Origin of the sequence: Pontibacter roseus DSM 17521, assembly GCF_000373265.1 — a bacterium.
Taxonomy (GTDB): Bacteria; Bacteroidota; Bacteroidia; order Cytophagales; family Hymenobacteraceae; genus Pontibacter; species Pontibacter roseus.
This window is the reverse complement of record NZ_KB890761.1, coordinates 273929-290142: the sequence shown is the minus strand read 5'-3', so window position 1 is coordinate 290142 and position 16214 is coordinate 273929. Positions and strand designations below refer to the sequence as shown.

Below are 16214 nucleotides of genomic sequence, written 5' to 3'. Positions count from 1 at the left end.
AAAACAGGCAAACTTTCGCTTGCCTTGTTCCAGGATATCAACAGTATTTTGGTATCATCTATTTTCTTTTAGCTACGAAAATCAGGCTGGAGTAATCGTTCCCATTCTTCTCTGCGTAGCTGTTTGATTTGTACCCATTGACTACGCTGCTAAGCATCTTCGTCTTTCCCTCCTTATGCTTTTCACTCAGCATGCTTACGTAATAGGCATCAAATTTCATTGGTAACACCTCCTGCAGTTTCATCTTGTGTCTCTTGAGTAAGCGCTTCATGGTCGGCTGTGTGAAGTGGTACAGGTGGCGGGGCACATCGTACGCTGCCCAGTCCGCTTTGTACTGCTGCGCGTCATGAGAGTCTGCATTGGGCACAGCTATGATAAGTGTTCCTTCCTCCTGCAGTAGCTTTATCAGTTCTTCCAGCGTCTCATTTATGGTATGGATGTGTTCCAGTACATGCCACAGGGTGATAACCTCAAACTTTTCCCCAGCTATTTCCTCCAGATTCTGCGCTATGCTTTCACCGGTTTCCTTGGCTGCCTCCTCTCTTGCCCTTCCGTTTGGTTCTATACCACGCACTTCCCATCCGTCCTTCTTGCAGGCGCTCAAAAACACACCTGTTCCACAACCATAGTCTAGCACGGCTCCTTTTGCCGGAGAGTGCCTGTTGATAAGCTCTACTTTCTGCTTTGTGGTGATGGAGCGCACCACATGGTACGCCCTGTTGATAATGCCCGTCTTGGTGTTGCTGTGCGAGATGTAATCCTCTGACTCATAGTACTGGCCTATGCTCCCTTGGTCCGGCCTTGGGTTGGTGAATTTGAATGTGCAGTTCTCACATTCCACAATCACAAAACTCTCTTTCGAAACAGCATTATCGGTTACTACTAAAAAGTTTTTGAACTCTTCTTTGCCACAGATAGGGCATTGTTCCAGTCGTTCGTAGCTCATCTATTTTCCCAGGTATACCATTAGTACTGAAATGTCAGCTGGTGATACGCCGCTGATGCGTGAGGCCTGTCCAATGGTTTCAGGCTGTACCCGCAGCAGTTTCTCGCGTGCTTCCGCTGAAAGTGCCGGTATGTTGCGGTAGTCTATCCTCTCTTTGATGTTGTAGTTTTCAAGTTCGCTCATCTTGGCAGCCATAGTATGCTCCTTCTCTATATAGCTCTCATACTTCACTGCTATCTCAGCCTGCTCTACGCTGTCGGCTCTGAACTTGCTTAGGTATTCTGCCACAGCTGGAATTGCCGCCGCAATGTGCTGTATCTCGATGTTTGGTCGCTTTATGAGTTGCCCTGCCCTTTGCTTTTCAACTATTGGAGCGGAGCCCATACCTTCCAGCATGCTGTTGATATCTCCTGGCTCGATTGGCTTGTTATTCAAGTAGGTGATTATTTCTGCTGTTTCGGATACCTTATTATCCACAGCTTTCATGCGGCTTTCATCGGCTAGTCCTAGTTCATATCCTAGCTTCGTAAGCCGGATATCCGCGTTATCCTGACGGAGCAGGATGCGGTGCTCAGCTCTGGAAGTAAACATGCGGTAAGGCTCTTCTGTCCCTTTGTTCACCAAGTCATCTATCAACACACCGATATAGGCTTCTGACCGCTTCAGTATAAACGGAGCTTTCTCGTTTATCTTGTTGTGAGCATTTATACCGGCCATCAATCCCTGGCATGCCGCTTCCTCATAGCCTGTCGTTCCGTTTATCTGTCCAGCGAAATAGAGGTTCTGCACCAGTTTGGTCTCCAACGTCAGGTTAAGCTGTGTCGGGGGGAAGAAATCATATTCGATGGCATAGCCCGGACGGAACATCTTCGCATTTTCAAATCCTACGATTTTACGTAGTGCCTTCAGTTGCACGTCCTCTGGCAGGGAGCTAGAAAAGCCATTCACGTATACCTCCACAGTGCTCCACCCTTCCGGTTCCACGAATATCTGGTGTCGGTCGCGGTCAGCGAAGCGGTTTATCTTGTCTTCTATGGATGGGCAATAGCGTGGACCAAGCCCTTGGATGCGGCCCTGGAACATGGGTGATTTCTCGAAACCCGTTTTCAGGATTTCATGTACCTCGGAATTGGTATAGGTAATGTAGCAGCTGCGTTGCTGTTGGAGTGCAGTCGTTTCGGTGTAGGAGAATTTGGATGGATTCGCATCACCGAATTGTTCTTCCATGCGGCTATAGTCCAGGCTGCGTCCATCTACGCGTGGTGGCGTTCCTGTTTTCATGCGGCCGGCTTCAAAGCCTAGTTCAACGAGTTGCTCCGTCAGGCCTTTAGCTGATTTCTCTGCTGACCGGCCTCCGCCCATCTGCTTCTCACCGATGTGGATAATACCATTCAGAAATGTGCCATTAGTCAATACAACGGCTTTTCCACGTATAGTTATCCCCAGGCTAGTCCGGACGCCAACGGCTCTTCCACCCTCTACTTCTATACCTGTTACCATCTCCTGCCAGAAGTCCACGTTTTCTGTCTGCTCCAGTGTCAGGCGCCATGCCTCGGCGAAACGCATGCGGTCGCTCTGTGCTCGAGGGCTCCACATGGCTGGGCCTTTGGATTTGTTCAGCATGCGAAACTGAATCATCGTCTGATCTGTGATGATTCCGCTCATACCACCAAGGGCATCCACCTCCCGAACAATCTGTCCTTTGGCTACTCCACCCATTGCCGGGTTACAGGACATTTGGGCGATGGTGTTCATGTTCATGGTAGCCAAAAGGACTTTGGAACCCATTTTAGCTGCGGCTGCTGCTGCCTCACAGCCTGCATGACCGGCCCCAACAACTATTATATCGTATTCTGGAAACATGTATTCTGGATTAAGGATGTTTCACGTGAAACATCAAAGGAAGGCTTGAGATTCCCTTTTGTGCGATTAAAATTTACGCAAAGATAAGGAAGAATCTTCTAGTTTGCGCATAGCAGCCTCTTCCTCTGAGGACTTATCCTTAAAGCCTAATAGGTGGAGCACGCCGTGGATGATGACGCGGTGTAATTCATCGGTGAATGCGGTGCCATGGGTGGCAGCGTTGTCACGGATTCGGTCTATGCTTATAAAAATATCACCTTCGATGGTGCCTTCTTCATCGGCATTATCGAAGGTGATGATATCGGTGAGAGTATCGTGGTCGAGGTACTCCAGGTTGATGTTGTGCAGGTAATCGTCGGAGCAGAAGATATAGGTCAGGCTTATCAGCTCGTGATTATGACGTTCAACGATGTCAGCTATCCAAGCGGCAATCTGTTCTGGGTTGCTTAGTGAGAAGTCAACGTCCTCGCTAAAGAACTCAATTGGATGCTCCATTCTCAGCTGACATGATGTTAAAGATGAGCTGCACCTTTTTGCCATTGTCCAGGAAGTTCACCTCATCGCACAGGTTACGCATCAGGAAGATGCCACGGCCGCCTGGGTTCTCCAGGTTTTCGGGAGCGGTTGGATCTGGGAGGCTGTCGTAGTCGAACCCTGGGCCTTCATCCTCCACTTCAAAAAGAAGCTGGTTGTTTTCTACCTGCAGGGTGAGGTACACTAACTTCTCTTTATCGAATTTGTTGCCATGGCGGATGGCATTGTTCACAGATTCCGTCACAGCTACCATGATGTTGCCATACACGTCATCTTCAAACTCGAATTCTTCCTTTGAATTGTCTATGAAGCTTTCTATTACCCGGATATTCTCGATTAAGGAAGGAATCTGAATTTTAACTTGATTCATAAAACTTATTAGTGTAGCTAAGGTGCGTTTTAATTGCTTATGTTCTGGAAATACTCACTGACCTTTTGTTTATAATAAGGTGACAGTGCTGGTGGCACGGTCTTGAGTAGTTCTGTCTGTTTCTCTTTCGTTCTTAAATACTTTTCAAAGGAGGGGGGAACCTGGCGAGCAATGTCTTGCGCGCTCTTTGCTTCGCGTTTATTGTCCAATTCCCGCTCCTTCATTGACTTCTCCGCTTCCAGCAGGCGAGTAAGGATTTCACGTTGTCGCAAGATGGTTTGCTCAGTCAAACGTTTATTAACGAGATCAGTCTCGCTTTGTTCCATCATCTTGCTAATATTTCCCAGGTTGCCATTCTTGCCGTTTTCACCGGGTTTTTGGCCTTGCTTCTCCATTTCTTTGAGGGCGTTCCGGAGAGCCTCCTGCTCCGCAGCTAATTTAGCTAATTCTTCAGATAGTGCCTTACCTGATTTGCCTCCTTTTTTCAATTCCTCTATTTTTTTGTTCAAAGCGTCCTGCATCTGTCCAATATCGCCGGGCTGAGGCTTGCTGCCCTTCTGCTTGCTGGCCATATTTCCCTGCATCTGCTGCATGGCCTGCTGCATCTGCTTGAGCGCATCATTGAGCATAAGGGCCAGGTTGTTCATAGAGGTCATGGCCAGTTGCTGCTGCGCGGTGGCTCTGCCCACATTGCGGTCACGGAGCTCCTTCATGCTGTTGTCCATGCTCTCGTTCATCTGGGCCACCTCACGGGTCACAAACGACTCCAGTTGGAACACCTTCTTGGAAAGGGCGAAGAGGCTGTCTTCAATCACTTTGGCATTATCGCGCAAAGAAAGTTGCTGCTGCGACAGCGCAATGAAACGAGGGTCGCTTTGGTTGACTCCCCGGAAGGATTTCATGAGGCCCTCTTGGTCAAAGGATAGCTTGATGAGGTTTTCGAGGATGTCGCGCAGGTTGTCCAGGTTCTGCTGCATACCGCCCATGCTCATGCTGTTCTGCATCTGCTCCATCTGCTGGGCCATCTGCTTCATCTTCTCCCCTGCCTTCTGCTGCGACTCACTGGCTTTCTTGTTCTGGTTCTTCTCGAGCTGTTGTTGGCCCTGCTGCATGTCCTGCTCAATCTGCTGTTGCTCCTGCTGCAACTGCTCCTCGTTCATCTGGTTCGGGTTCTGCAGTTTGTCGTTCAACTCCTTTAAGCCTTTCATGTCCTCTTTCAGCTGCTCGAATTCTTCTTTGATGGCTTCCTGTTCCTGTTGCAGCTGCTCGTTGTTCTCCTGCTTTTGCTCCGTCTTGTCAGAGAGCTCCTGTTGCTCCTGTGCCAACTCCTCCAGCTTATTGGTGATGTTGTCGAGCTTCTGCTCAAACTGCAGCTGCTTGAAAAGCTCCAGCGCTCGCTCCAGTTCGCGCTCCAGGTTGCGCTCCCGGTTGTCAAGCTTGCTCAGCAGCTTCTGCAGCTCCGCGTCATTTGGCTGTTGCTCCTGTAGTAGTTTCTCCAGCTCTTCGTAGAGCTTTTTGGTTTCAGGGTCGAGCAGGTCGTTCATCAGCTTCTGCAGTTCCTGCGCCTTTTCAGCCAGCTGCTTGTCCTGCTCGCTCAGCATGTTCTGCTTTTGGTTCAGCTGGTCGAAGAGCTCCTTCATGGACGAGATATCCTGCTCGAGTTGCTTTTTCTTTTCCACCAGGTCTTCCAGCTGTTTCTTGTCCTGCCAGTTGAGGTCACGCTTTGTCTTCATCTTCTCCTCAGAGTGAGTTAATTCCTCTTTCAGTTTAGAGCTTCTCTCCAACGATTGGCTCAGCTGGCTCTCCACCGACTGTGCATTGCTGACCAACTCGTTCTCTAAATCACGCTTGCTGGGTACTTTCAGTTCAAAGGTGCGGGTGCGGGCGCTCTTGTGCCCATGCAACCCGTCGTTGTCCCATACCTGTACAAAGTACTCCAGCTTATCGCCTGGTGCCAGGTTGAGAGAAGCAGTGTTCCACTGGTGGTAATATGTCTGGTTGAGCTGCTGTCTGTTCAGGGGTAGTGATTGGGATTTGTATTTCGCCTGCGGGTTCCTATCATTGGTGACTTTATAATGCAAGGCAAGCCTGGTAAGGCCGTAGTCGTCCGAAATCTCTCCGGCCAATACAGTGAAACGGTAGAGAGCAGAGTCGTGGTACTGTTCTATCGAAATTTGCGGATGACGGTCAGGTATGGTCGTGACCTGATAGCTGATTACTTCTTTGTTGCTGCTGTGCTCGTTGCGGAGCGCGACGGAATAGTTTTGGCTGGAATCAAACTGCTTGCTTGCTGTGAATAAATTACCCTCATTCTTTGCCTCCAATGACTGGGAGGGGTTTTCGAAGATGAGTTTTACACTTTCTGTTTCGGTGGCGGAGAAGTTCCAATGGATGGTACTGCCCTCAGGAACGGTGGCGTTGCCTGTGTTCTGGATTAGTTCCGGCTTTCGCTTCAGGTAGTTCGGGTATACCACTTCCATGTGGAAGTTCTTGAGGTTGGGGCGGGACAGCAGGCGGAGGTTGTAGTCATCTGACATAAAACCAGAGCCCTCTAGCCGGAAAGCAACTGGTTTCTGAAGTTGTTTGAAGGTATAGGTATAGCGGTTGTCGCTGCCTCTGTTCAGCTTTTGCCGCCGTCCGTTGTAGTGAATGAATACCTCGCTAGGCATAGCCTGTCCCTCCAAATCCACCTTCAACTCAAAGTCCTCTCCCCTATAGGTCTGCAGTGACTCATTCTGTACCACGAAACTGAAAGGCGCCAGCGGGGTATAATGTTTTTTGTAGTTGAGGATACGCTCCGTGCCTTGAACGAAAATAGTAGGGTATAGCAGCGCAATCAGCAGCATGACAAAGGCAGGCAGAGCGATGTACTTGAGGAGTGGCCTGTTTTCTTTATATGTGACGGCTTCGGTAAAATGATAGTTCACCAGTTGGCTGGAGCGCTGCTCAATGCTGGCTGCAATGAGTTCATTGGTCCGGTCTAAGTCTTTGAGCTGAATCGCGTTTAGGAGCTTGTCCTTTATTTCAGGGTAAAAGTTGCCCACCCGTGAGGCAGCCTGTTCGTCGGTGAGCAGCTTTTTGAGGTTGGCCAGCGCCGAGAGCGGCATCAGAATCCAACGGACCAGCACATACACCACCAGCCCAATGAAAGAGAAGAGCAGGAAAGCCCGCACATAGGCCGGGAAGTAAAAGAGGTACTCCAGCAGACTGTATATGATGTAAATAGACATAAGCAGCCCCACTGCGAAGATGCTCCCCCGCAACAGGAGGTTGAGGTAGAACTTCTTCTTAAATGCCTGGAGCTGATGCAACAGCTTGTCTAATGCATCATATTGGTTCATATGCTTACTCCTTTTACTATTACGGTTTCATGTTTACAGCTATGGCTTAACCTGACGGTGGTAAGTGGCTTTAATATAAGCAATTAATGATAAAGAGAAGCTTCTCTCCTTATTAACTGCCTGATGTTGTTTTTAGTATACGTAGGTTAGGCTAACTATACTATTTCCAGTAGAACCGGGCAATGGTCGGAGTGCTTCGCCTCCGGAAGTATGGCAGCCCGATGCAGGCGGTCCTGCAGGTTGTTCGATACCATGTTGTAGTCAATACGCCAGCCCAGATTTTTGTTGCGGGCCCCTGCGCGGTAGCTCCACCAACTGTAGTTGTGCGGCTCCTTGTTGAAGTGTCGGAAGCTGTCCGTGAAGCCGCTTTCAATGAACTTGCCCATCCAGCTGCGCTCCTCCGGCAGAAAACCAGAGCTGTTGGCGTTGGATTTCGGATTATGGATATCGATGGCTTGATGGCAGATGTTGTAATCGCCGCTGATGACCAGGCCAGGTAGCGTGTGCTTCAGGTCCCCGATGTAGCCGTAAAAGTCATCCAACCACTGCATCTTGAAACCCTGGCGCTCCTCCCCGCTTGACCCGGAAGGCATGTATACGCTCATGACGGAATAATCGTCGTAATCGGCCCGGATGACGCGGCCCTCGTTGTCGTAGCAGTCCATGCCGCAGCCAATCTCGATGTGCTTCGGCTTTTGCTTGGAGAGAATGGCCACCCCGCTATAGCCTTTTTTTAAGGCCGGGTGCAGGTATACGTTATAGCCTAAATCCTCGAATATGGCACGGTCAAACTTGTCTTCGCAGGCTTTGATTTCCTGCAGGCAGAGCACGTCTGGGTTAGCGGCCTTCACCCAATCCTGAAAGCCTTTGGAAATAGCGGCACGTATGCCGTTCACGTTGTAACTGATGATTTTCATTAGGTTGTTGTCATATCACAGCGCAGCTGTCAGTTCTTACATGCAGGCCACCAGGTATGGAGGCCATCGGCAAGAACGGCGGCAGGCTGAGCAAATAAAATTTTAAGCTTCGTCGGCACGGTCAAAGTACTCGAGTATGTGCCATTTGAGCATCCTGTCCTGCTCTTTGAGGTTGGCGAAAGGTATAGGTTTCACAGAGCGGTAATGCGGCCAACCGTCTTCGTCTACTCGTTCCAATTCATAGTAGCCTGAAAGGCTGAAGACTTTGCAGGTGGCAATGTGCATCAGGTCCTGCTTCTCTTCCTTAGTGAAGTCGGTGATGCCTCTACCGAGCTCCTGTATACCTATGAGAAAAAGGATGGCGTTCAAATCAGGCTTCTTCCCGAATGTCCTCATCATAGAAGCCCGGAGGTTCGTCCATCTGTGGTCCAGGTTGGAGGATTCGTCTGACATAATGTTATCGGGTATAAAAAATGTTGCTAGTTGTCGAAAGGCGAGAGTTGCAAAGTTCCCCATGCCCTCTCCTTCCAACATCCAGCTTTATGAAAAAAGTTTAGGAGCCCTGCTCTGTCGTTTGCTGCGCCTTCAGCTCCTCCCAGTACTCCACGGCTCTCCTGAAGTGCGGAATCACGATGGAGCCGCCCACCAGGTTGGCGATAGAGAACACGTCAAACACCTGCTCGTCCGTCACTCCTTCTTCGTAGCACTTGCCCAGGTGGTATTTGATGCAATCGTCGCAGCGCAGCACCATCGAGGCGACCAGCCCCAGCATCTCCTTCGTCTTCACATCCAGGGCGCCTTCCATGTAGGTGTTGGTGTCCAGGTTGAAGAAGCGCTTGATGACTTTGTTGTCGTAGGACATGATGCGCTCGTTCATGCGCGTGCGGTATTCATTGAATTCTTCTATCTGACTCATTGTTGTGTGTGCTATTGGTGTTCTATGCTAATAAAAAGTATAACAGATAAAGTTAAGCGAAAATATCAAGAATACCTTAAACCACTCTGTCCAGCGTATGTTACAGGATTTACTGTCGTTGCTTTTCCCGGAAATCTGCTATGCCTGTGCTGCTCCAATGGCGCGTGGTGAGAAATATATCTGCACTGAATGCTCGGTCAAGCTGCCCTACACGGATGCGCACGTGCATGGAGCCACCGAACTCAACACTTTGCAGCAAAGGTTCTGGGGCAAGGTGCCGGTGCGATACGCTTTCTCCTACCTTTATTTCCGGCCCAAAGGACGCGTGCAGCGGCTTCTGCACCAACTCAAGTACAAGGGAGCGCATGAACTTGGAGAACATTTGGGCAGGCGCTACGGCTCCCTCCTCTCCGACCACCAATACGGGCAGCAATTTGACTTGATTTTGCCTGTGCCCCTGCACCACGCCAAGTTGCGCCGCCGTGGGTATAACCAATCAGATAGTTTTGCGAAAGGCCTGGCGGATGCAATGAATCTGGAATGGAACAGCCGCATTCTGGTTCGCAACATAGATACTGAAACCCAGACCAAGAAGAGCCGCCTGGACCGTTGGCAGAACGTGGAGAAAGTGTTTGCTGTGAAGATGCCTGAGAAGGTGAAGGGAAAGCGGGTGTTGCTGGTAGACGATGTCCTAACGACCGGTGCTACACTGGAGGCTTGTATTCAGTCGCTGCTCGACAGCGGATGCAGTGAGGTGAGCGTAGCCACGATAGCCACTGCAGAGAAATAGGTATGGCACTAAATGAAAAAAGCCCGGGTAATCCCGGGCCCTTTAGTATAATTAAACTGTTAGTTCTTATCTGTTAGATCCAGCGTTGATCATCGCGCAACGGAAACCAATTGTTGCTGTAGATGAATCCTGCGCCATGAATCTTCTGGTGCCTGGAGACAGCCAGTAGGCCACGTCTTTCCAAGAACCACCTTTGAATACACGCACCTCGTTGTTTATCAGGGAGTGGTATCCTTCAGCCGAATCATAGTTTTCGGCCTCATCCAGGAAACCGTCTCTGCGGAACGGGTTCAAATCTTCCACGTCCTGGAACGAGAGCGGACGATAGATGTCCTGTACCCACTCATTCACGTTACCCGCCATGTTGTACAAACCGAAGTCATTTGGAGGGTAGCTGTAGATGTAGTCCGTAATCATGGCGCCATCGTTCAGTGAGCCTGCCACACCGGCATAGTCACCACGGCCACGCTTGAAGTTAGCCAGGAACTTGCCCATCTGCTTGCCGTGCGGGTTACGCATTTGGGTACCATCCCAAGGGTAAAGTCTTCTGTTGTGCTGGTTTTCGTCCTCGTTGTACTGCGTACCAATCAAAGCCTGTGCGGCGTATTCCCACTCAGCCTCTGTTGGGAGACGGTAGTTCGGAAGCACGTAACCAGACTCGATGGAAAGTGCGCCAGCCTCGGCAGGCTCCTGGGCGGCTTTTCTACCGAACAGGCCTCTTCTTTCGCTGCCACCTGTCGCTTCTTTCGCCAGGTTCTCGTTCACCTTGGCAGTACGCCAGGTGCAATAGTCATTCGCCTGCAGCCAGCTCACACCAACTACCGGGAAGAATCGGAAGCCAGGGTAACGCAGGTAATAAGTCACATAAGGGTCGTTGAAAGACAGCTGGTGTGACCATACTGTCGTGTCAGGCAGGGCAGCCTGGTATACCTCGTACAAGGAGTCAGCCTTGAGGTAGTGCAGGTACTCCAGCCAGTGTATGTTGGCAACCTCGGTCTCGTCCATGTAGAAAGAGGCCACCGTCACCGTGCGCTCGATGTTGTCACGGGTCATGGCAATGTCCTCCTCCATTGAGCCAAGCGTCGTACGGCCACCCTCAATAAACACCAGACCCGGTGCCTGAGGCATGTCCTCGTAATCGTTCACCTGGAAAGCTGTTTCATCCTCGTTGTACTCTATACCGGTGGCAGAGCTGTAGTCTCCAGGGTCAGTGCTTGTCGGGTATCCTCCTCCTTTACCGCAGGAAGACAGAAGTATTCCTCCCAGAACGGCAGCCGATACGTACTTGATAAGTTTCATAGATTAAGACCTACTAAATGAATAAGGTTCTTTTAACGTAATTTAACGTGCAATTATAACTAAATTCAGAATGCCGGACAAACAATGTTATGGTTTATTTTATGCTTGTTCTGGCTCCTGAACAAATAATCGAAATCCACCTGCTCAAATACCAGGCTGACCTCGTTGGCACCCCCTGCCTGCCTGCCGAAACCCCGTAGCCCGACATCGTGGCTGAAGCCAATCCGGAGCTGGTCTAGCTGTATACCTGCAATCACCCCCAGGCTCTGGTCCTGGTCAGCGGCGCCCGTGACGGGTACTCCTTTATATATTACTCCTAACGTCAGCGGCGAATAGATAGTATACAGGGCTATATCTGTTCTGCTTAAATTTTGCTGGTGCGTGAAATGGACGGCAGGGCTTAGGCTGAACTCAGCGTTCCGGCGGCTCAAGCCTGAGGGCAAATAGAACTTGTACCCGGCACTCGCCACATACCGCAAGGGCAGCTGCGTCTTTTCTGCAAACCCGAAGCTGGGTTGGTTAAGATGAGATACCGTGAAGCCTGCCCAAAACTGGTTATTGTACAACAAACCGCCGGCCGCAAAACTCAGGAAGCTGGTGGGCTCAAAGGAATTGGCTTCGGCCGAGGTCAGGGCGGTCTGGCCGTTATCAGAAAGCTGGTCTCCGAAAACCAGGTTATCGTAATTTACGCGGAGGGAGGCAAAGGATGACTGTAGGCCCGCTGAGAAAGCCATGTTCTCCGTCAGCTGGGTATGGTAGGCATAGGCAAGTGCAACCTGTAGTTTCTGCAGTCCCCCTACTCCTGCCTTGTCCTGTTGAAGTACCATACCTACGGCGCTTTTGGTTCCTGCAATCCGATAATCAGCCGACAGTTGGTTGGTGACGAAGGAGCCGTTCAGCGACGGCCACTGGTTGCGGTGCGCTGCGGTGACGCTCCAGCTTCGGCCCAGCCCGCTAAAGGCCGGGTTCAGGTATAGCCGGTTGGCGTACTGCTGCGTAAAGAGGGCATCCTGCGCCACGAGCCCAAGGCTCCAGAAGCAGCAGATGAGGCAGAGCAGTATCTTTTTAGAGGCGGTTAGCATACTTAGTAGGCTCGTTTCCTGTTACTAAACTGAGGCCCGTATAAAATTTGCATGGTTTTGGCTATAAAAATATATAGCTTAGCTTTTACGATAACCAACCAACCTATATGAAAAAAATCGTCATTGGTTTCTTTGTCTTCCTGGCGCTGCTGTTCGCGGCGGCGGCGCTGGTTCCCCTGCTTTTCAAAGATAAAATTAAAGAGGCCCTGGACAAAGAGATTGCCAAGAATATCAACGCCACCGTCTTTTACAATACAGAAGATGTGAGCCTGTCGCTTTTCCGTGACTTCCCTAACATGTCGCTGGGCGTGGAAAACTTGCTCATCGTGGGGCAGGATTCCTTTGCTACTGACACGCTGGCCAAGATACCCTCCTTCCGGATGGGGCTTGACTTAATGAGCGTGATTGGCGGCGACCAACTCAAGATAAATAAAATAGCTTTAGAGGACCCTATCATCCGATTGCTGGTGCTCAAGAGCGGCAAAGCCAACTGGGACATCTTTGTGACCGATACGGCAGCCACCGCTGCCACCGACACCACGGCCAGTGATTTCAGCATGGCTATTAAGCAATGGGACGTGAACAATGGAACGCTTATCTACGATGATTTGAGTATACCATTTGGCATGGTAGCCTATAACGTGCGCCACAGCGGCAGCGGGGACTTTGAGAAGAGCGTGTTCGACATGGACTCCAAAACCACAGCCGAGCGTTTTATGATGACCTATGACGGGGTGAACTACGTGGAGAACGCCGTGCTGGACGCCGACGTGACTATGGCCATGGACCTCGATAAGTCGCTCTATACCTTTAAGGACAACAACATCCGCCTCAACGAGCTCCCGTTCCAGTTTGCCGGCACCATCCTGATGCTGGAGGATGACATTGACATGGACCTGACGTTCAAAGCCACCGAGACGGATTTCCGTAACGTGCTGTCGGTTGTGCCAGGTATGTACCAGGATGACTTCAAAGACATCAAGACAGAAGGAAGCCTGAGCTTTGACGGGTATCTTAAAGGTCGTATGAACGATTCGCTCATGCCGGGCTTCGGCACTGAGTTGAAAATCATGGAGGGCATGTTCAAGTACCCGGACCTGCCGCAGGCTGCCCGCAACATCAACGTGGACATGCGCATCGATAACCCGGACGGCGACCTGGAGAATACGGTGGTGGATGTGCGCAAGCTGCACCTGGACCTGGGCAAGAACCCGATTGACGCGCGTGTGCTAGTAAAAGGTATGGAAACCATGCAGGTGGACGGCAACGTGAAGGCCAATGTGGACCTGGAGGAGATAACCAAAGTGTTCCCCGTGGAAGGTATGACGCTGCGCGGCCTGCTGAAAGTGGACGCCGACGCCAAGGGCACCTACAGCCAGACGAGCATGCCGGTGATAGACGCAGATATGCGCCTGACCAACGGCTTTGTGAAATCAAAGGACTTCCCGGCCCCTATCGAGAACCTGAGCATGGTGACCAACATCCTCAACAAGACTGGCAACACCGACGATACCCGAATCAACGTGGAGCGCTTCAACATGACGCTGGACGGCGAGCCGCTGGAGGGGCGTGTGCTGGTGCAAGGTATAGACAAACCTGTGTTCGATGGGCAAATCAAAGGTATACTGGACCTCACCAAGCTCACCAAGATATTCCCGCTGGAGGACATGACTGTGTCGGGCCGCATCAACGCCAACGTGGCTGCCAAAGGCAAGATGTCAGATATAGAGGCGGAGAAGTACAACAACGTGACCGCCAACGGCACCATGGCCGTCAGCAACCTGAACTTTGTGAGCAAAGACATGCCACAGGGCATCAAAATAAACAGTGCGGATGCGGTGTTCAACAACGAGCGCATCCAACTGAACAACCTGAGGGGCTTCTTGGGCAAGAGCGACATTCAGGCCAATGGCAGTGTGTCAAACTACCTAGGCTATGCGCTGGCGGAAGACCAGCCCCTGCGCGGAAACTTCACCCTGAACTCCAACAACTTCAATGTGAACGAGTGGATGGTGGATGAGAACACTGGCCAGACGACTGCCGCCACGGCAGAGGCTGAGGGTGTGGTGGAAGTACCGGCCAACCTCGACATCACCCTGAATGTAGATGCCAAGCAGGTGCTCTACGATAACCTGAAGCTGAACAATGTGGGAGGCCGCGTGCTCATCAAAGACAAGGTGGCGCGGCTGGATGCGGTGAAGTTCAACACTCTGGGCGGGGCATTTGTGACGAGCGGCAGCTACAACACACAAGACCTGAAGCAGCCCCTCTTCGATATGAAGCTGGATGTACAGAACCTGAACTTCAAAGAGGCTTTCAATGCCTTCAACACCATTAAGGTCGTTGCTCCAATAGCAGGGCTTCTGGATGGCACCTTCTCTACCAAATTCAATTTTGCCGGAGAATTGGGCCAGGACATGACGCCGGTCTTCAAAACCTTGGACGGTTCAGGTATAATCCGGGTGATAAAGGCGGCGGTGCGCGATGTGAAGATTGTGGAGCAAATCAGCTCCCTGACTCATTTCGATGAACTGCGGAATTTCGTGGTGGAGAACCGATACATTGACGCACAGATTATAGATGGAAGCCTGGTGATTAAACCGTTTGACCTGAAGGTGGGCAATGTGGAGATGACAGTGGGCGGAACCAACAACGTGAATGGCAACATTGACTACGTAACGGCCCTCAACGTACCAGCCGGGAAAGTGGGCCGTGAGCTCAATACGCGTTTGGCGGGCATTATCGGCAATGACGCTTTGAAGACCTCCGACCGCATCACCCTGAACTTGAACATTGGCGGCACGCTGTCTGACCCGCGTGTATCGCTGGCAGGTGGCAGTGCCAAGGGGCAGGCCAAAGACCTCGTGGAGAGCGTGGTGAAGAGCAAAGTGGATGACGCTAAACTGAAGCTGGAACAGCGCAAGCAGCAACTGCAGGACAGTGTGCGAAACGAACTGGACAGAAAACGACAGGAAGCGGAAGACAGAGCCCGTCAGGAACTGGAGAAGAAGCGACTGGAGGCTGAGCAGAAAATCAAGAAGCAGGCGACCGATAGAGTCACGGACTTCCTGAGGCCAAAATCTAAACCTGCTGCCAAGCCAGCTGAAACCACACCACCAGATACCACCACGACTGGCAATCAATGAAAAGTCCTATTGCAAGTGCCTTAAATTCCACTACTAGCCAGTAGTGGAATTTATTTTTATATAGCTATATACATCTGTGCAACTTTATGTCGTTATTTCGTGTAAAGGGTGCTAATTGGTACCTGAGTGTATCTAAAAACAAATACAAATTCTATGAAAGCTAGGTTTTTGATTCCATTTATGATGTGCGGGCTGGTATGGTTCAGTTCCTGCGATAGTGCATCTGACAACACCGGTACAGCCAAGATGGAGGTACGTATGACGGATGCCCCAGGCGACTACGATGAGGTAAACATCGACATCCGCTCGGTGCAGATTCACAAGGAGGAAACAGACAAAGAAGAAGGCTGGCTGACGCTTGACAACATCAACCCAGGCGTATACAACCTGCTGGATTTCGCCAATGGCCGCGACACGCTGCTGGCCAGTGCCAGTTTGCCGGCAGGCAACATCTCCCAAATCAGGCTGGTGTTGGGTGACAATAACTCGCTCAAACTGAAAGATGGACGTGTGGTTGCCTTGAAAACACCGAGCGGCCAGACCTCTGGCGTGAAACTGCAAATTGATGCGGAGCTGAAAGAGGATGTGACCTATGTGGTGCTCCTCGACTTTGATGCGGCTAAGTCTATTGTGGCCAGAGGCAACGGGCAGTACAACCTGAAGCCAGTGGTACGCACTATCACGCAGGCTATTGCCGGTGGTATCAAAGGCAAGGTGACTCCTGCTGAATACAAGCCAGGCATTTATGTCATCTCGGCTGCCAACGACACCATAGGCGGTTTCGCCAACGAGGCAGGCGACTTCCTGATTAAAGGTGTGAAAGCGGGCACCTATACCGTGAAGTTCTATACAGAGAACAACGAGCACGACAAAACACTAGAGAACGTCAGCGTGTCGCAGGACCAAATCAAAGACCTGGGCACGGTGGACCTCTCAGTAAAGTAATACCCGAATCCAAATCTGCCAAAATAGAAAAGGGCTCTTCATGTGAAGAGCCCTTTTCTATTTAT

At 50.8% G+C, this 16214-nt stretch carries 13 protein-coding genes; 3 read left to right on the top strand and 10 right to left on the bottom strand.

Features of this window, described 5'->3' with window-relative positions:
- Positions 1–58 precede the first annotated feature (58 nt).
- The 8 genes from B051_RS0101285 to B051_RS0101250 form a co-directional block, all read right to left on the bottom strand.
- On the bottom strand, positions 59–946 hold the full coding sequence (locus B051_RS0101285) for a class I SAM-dependent methyltransferase (RefSeq protein WP_018476362.1): 888 nt from the start codon (positions 944–946) through the stop codon (positions 59–61).
- Positions 947–2809 (bottom strand): tRNA uridine-5-carboxymethylaminomethyl(34) synthesis enzyme MnmG, encoded by a 1863-nt coding sequence (gene mnmG, locus B051_RS0101280; RefSeq protein ID WP_026236117.1) that lies wholly within the window; start codon positions 2807–2809, stop codon positions 947–949. It abuts the gene before it with no gap.
- A 66-nt stretch (positions 2810–2875) separates the two neighbouring features.
- Positions 2876–3304: an rRNA maturation RNase YbeY gene (gene ybeY, locus B051_RS0101275; protein ID WP_018476360.1), complete on the bottom strand. Its 429-nt coding sequence runs from the start codon at positions 3302–3304 to the stop codon at positions 2876–2878.
- The gene (locus B051_RS0101270; protein WP_018476359.1) at positions 3288–3713 is read right to left on the bottom strand and encodes an ATP-binding protein; all 426 of its coding nucleotides are present in this window, start codon (positions 3711–3713) and stop codon (positions 3288–3290) included. Before B051_RS0101270 ends, ybeY begins: the two co-directional genes overlap by 17 nt.
- Positions 3714–3742: 29 nt before the next feature.
- Positions 3743–7054, bottom strand: coding sequence for a DUF4175 family protein (locus B051_RS0101265; protein WP_018476358.1), 3312 nt, complete (start codon positions 7052–7054; stop codon positions 3743–3745).
- Between the two features lie 155 nt (positions 7055–7209).
- Positions 7210–7971, bottom strand: coding sequence for an exodeoxyribonuclease III (locus B051_RS0101260; RefSeq protein ID WP_018476357.1), 762 nt, complete (start codon positions 7969–7971; stop codon positions 7210–7212).
- Between the two features lie 102 nt (positions 7972–8073).
- Positions 8074–8424, bottom strand: a complete 351-nt coding sequence (locus B051_RS0101255; protein WP_018476356.1) for a hypothetical protein — start codon at positions 8422–8424, stop codon at positions 8074–8076.
- A gap of 100 nt (positions 8425–8524) precedes the next feature.
- Positions 8525–8887, bottom strand: a complete 363-nt coding sequence (locus B051_RS0101250) for a carboxymuconolactone decarboxylase family protein (protein WP_018476355.1) — start codon at positions 8885–8887, stop codon at positions 8525–8527.
- Positions 8888–8984: 97 nt separating this feature from the next.
- On the opposite strand from B051_RS0101250, the gene B051_RS0101245 reads away from it, so the two are divergent.
- Complete coding sequence (locus tag B051_RS0101245; RefSeq protein ID WP_026236116.1) at positions 8985–9677, top strand: ComF family protein; 693 nt, start codon at positions 8985–8987, stop codon at positions 9675–9677.
- Positions 9678–9743: 66 nt separating this feature from the next.
- Here the strand turns inward: B051_RS0101245 and gldJ are convergent, their stop codons facing one another.
- Both gldJ and B051_RS0101235 read right to left on the bottom strand, forming a co-directional pair.
- Positions 9744–10976: a gliding motility lipoprotein GldJ gene (gene gldJ, locus B051_RS0101240; RefSeq protein WP_018476353.1), complete on the bottom strand. Its 1233-nt coding sequence runs from the start codon at positions 10974–10976 to the stop codon at positions 9744–9746.
- A 65-nt stretch (positions 10977–11041) separates the two neighbouring features.
- Entirely contained in the window at positions 11042–12058 is a 1017-nt protein-coding gene (locus B051_RS0101235) for a PorP/SprF family type IX secretion system membrane protein (RefSeq protein ID WP_018476352.1), read from the bottom strand.
- A 107-nt stretch (positions 12059–12165) separates the two neighbouring features.
- Between B051_RS0101235 and B051_RS0101230 the strand changes: the two genes are divergently transcribed.
- Together B051_RS0101230 and B051_RS0101225 are read left to right on the top strand one after the other, a co-directional pair.
- The gene (locus B051_RS0101230) at positions 12166–15204 is read left to right on the top strand and encodes an AsmA family protein (protein WP_018476351.1); all 3039 of its coding nucleotides are present in this window, start codon (positions 12166–12168) and stop codon (positions 15202–15204) included.
- Positions 15205–15357: 153 nt separating this feature from the next.
- The gene (locus B051_RS0101225) at positions 15358–16149 is read left to right on the top strand and encodes a DUF4382 domain-containing protein (protein ID WP_071594839.1); all 792 of its coding nucleotides are present in this window, start codon (positions 15358–15360) and stop codon (positions 16147–16149) included.
- Positions 16150–16214: the final 65 nt, after the last annotated feature.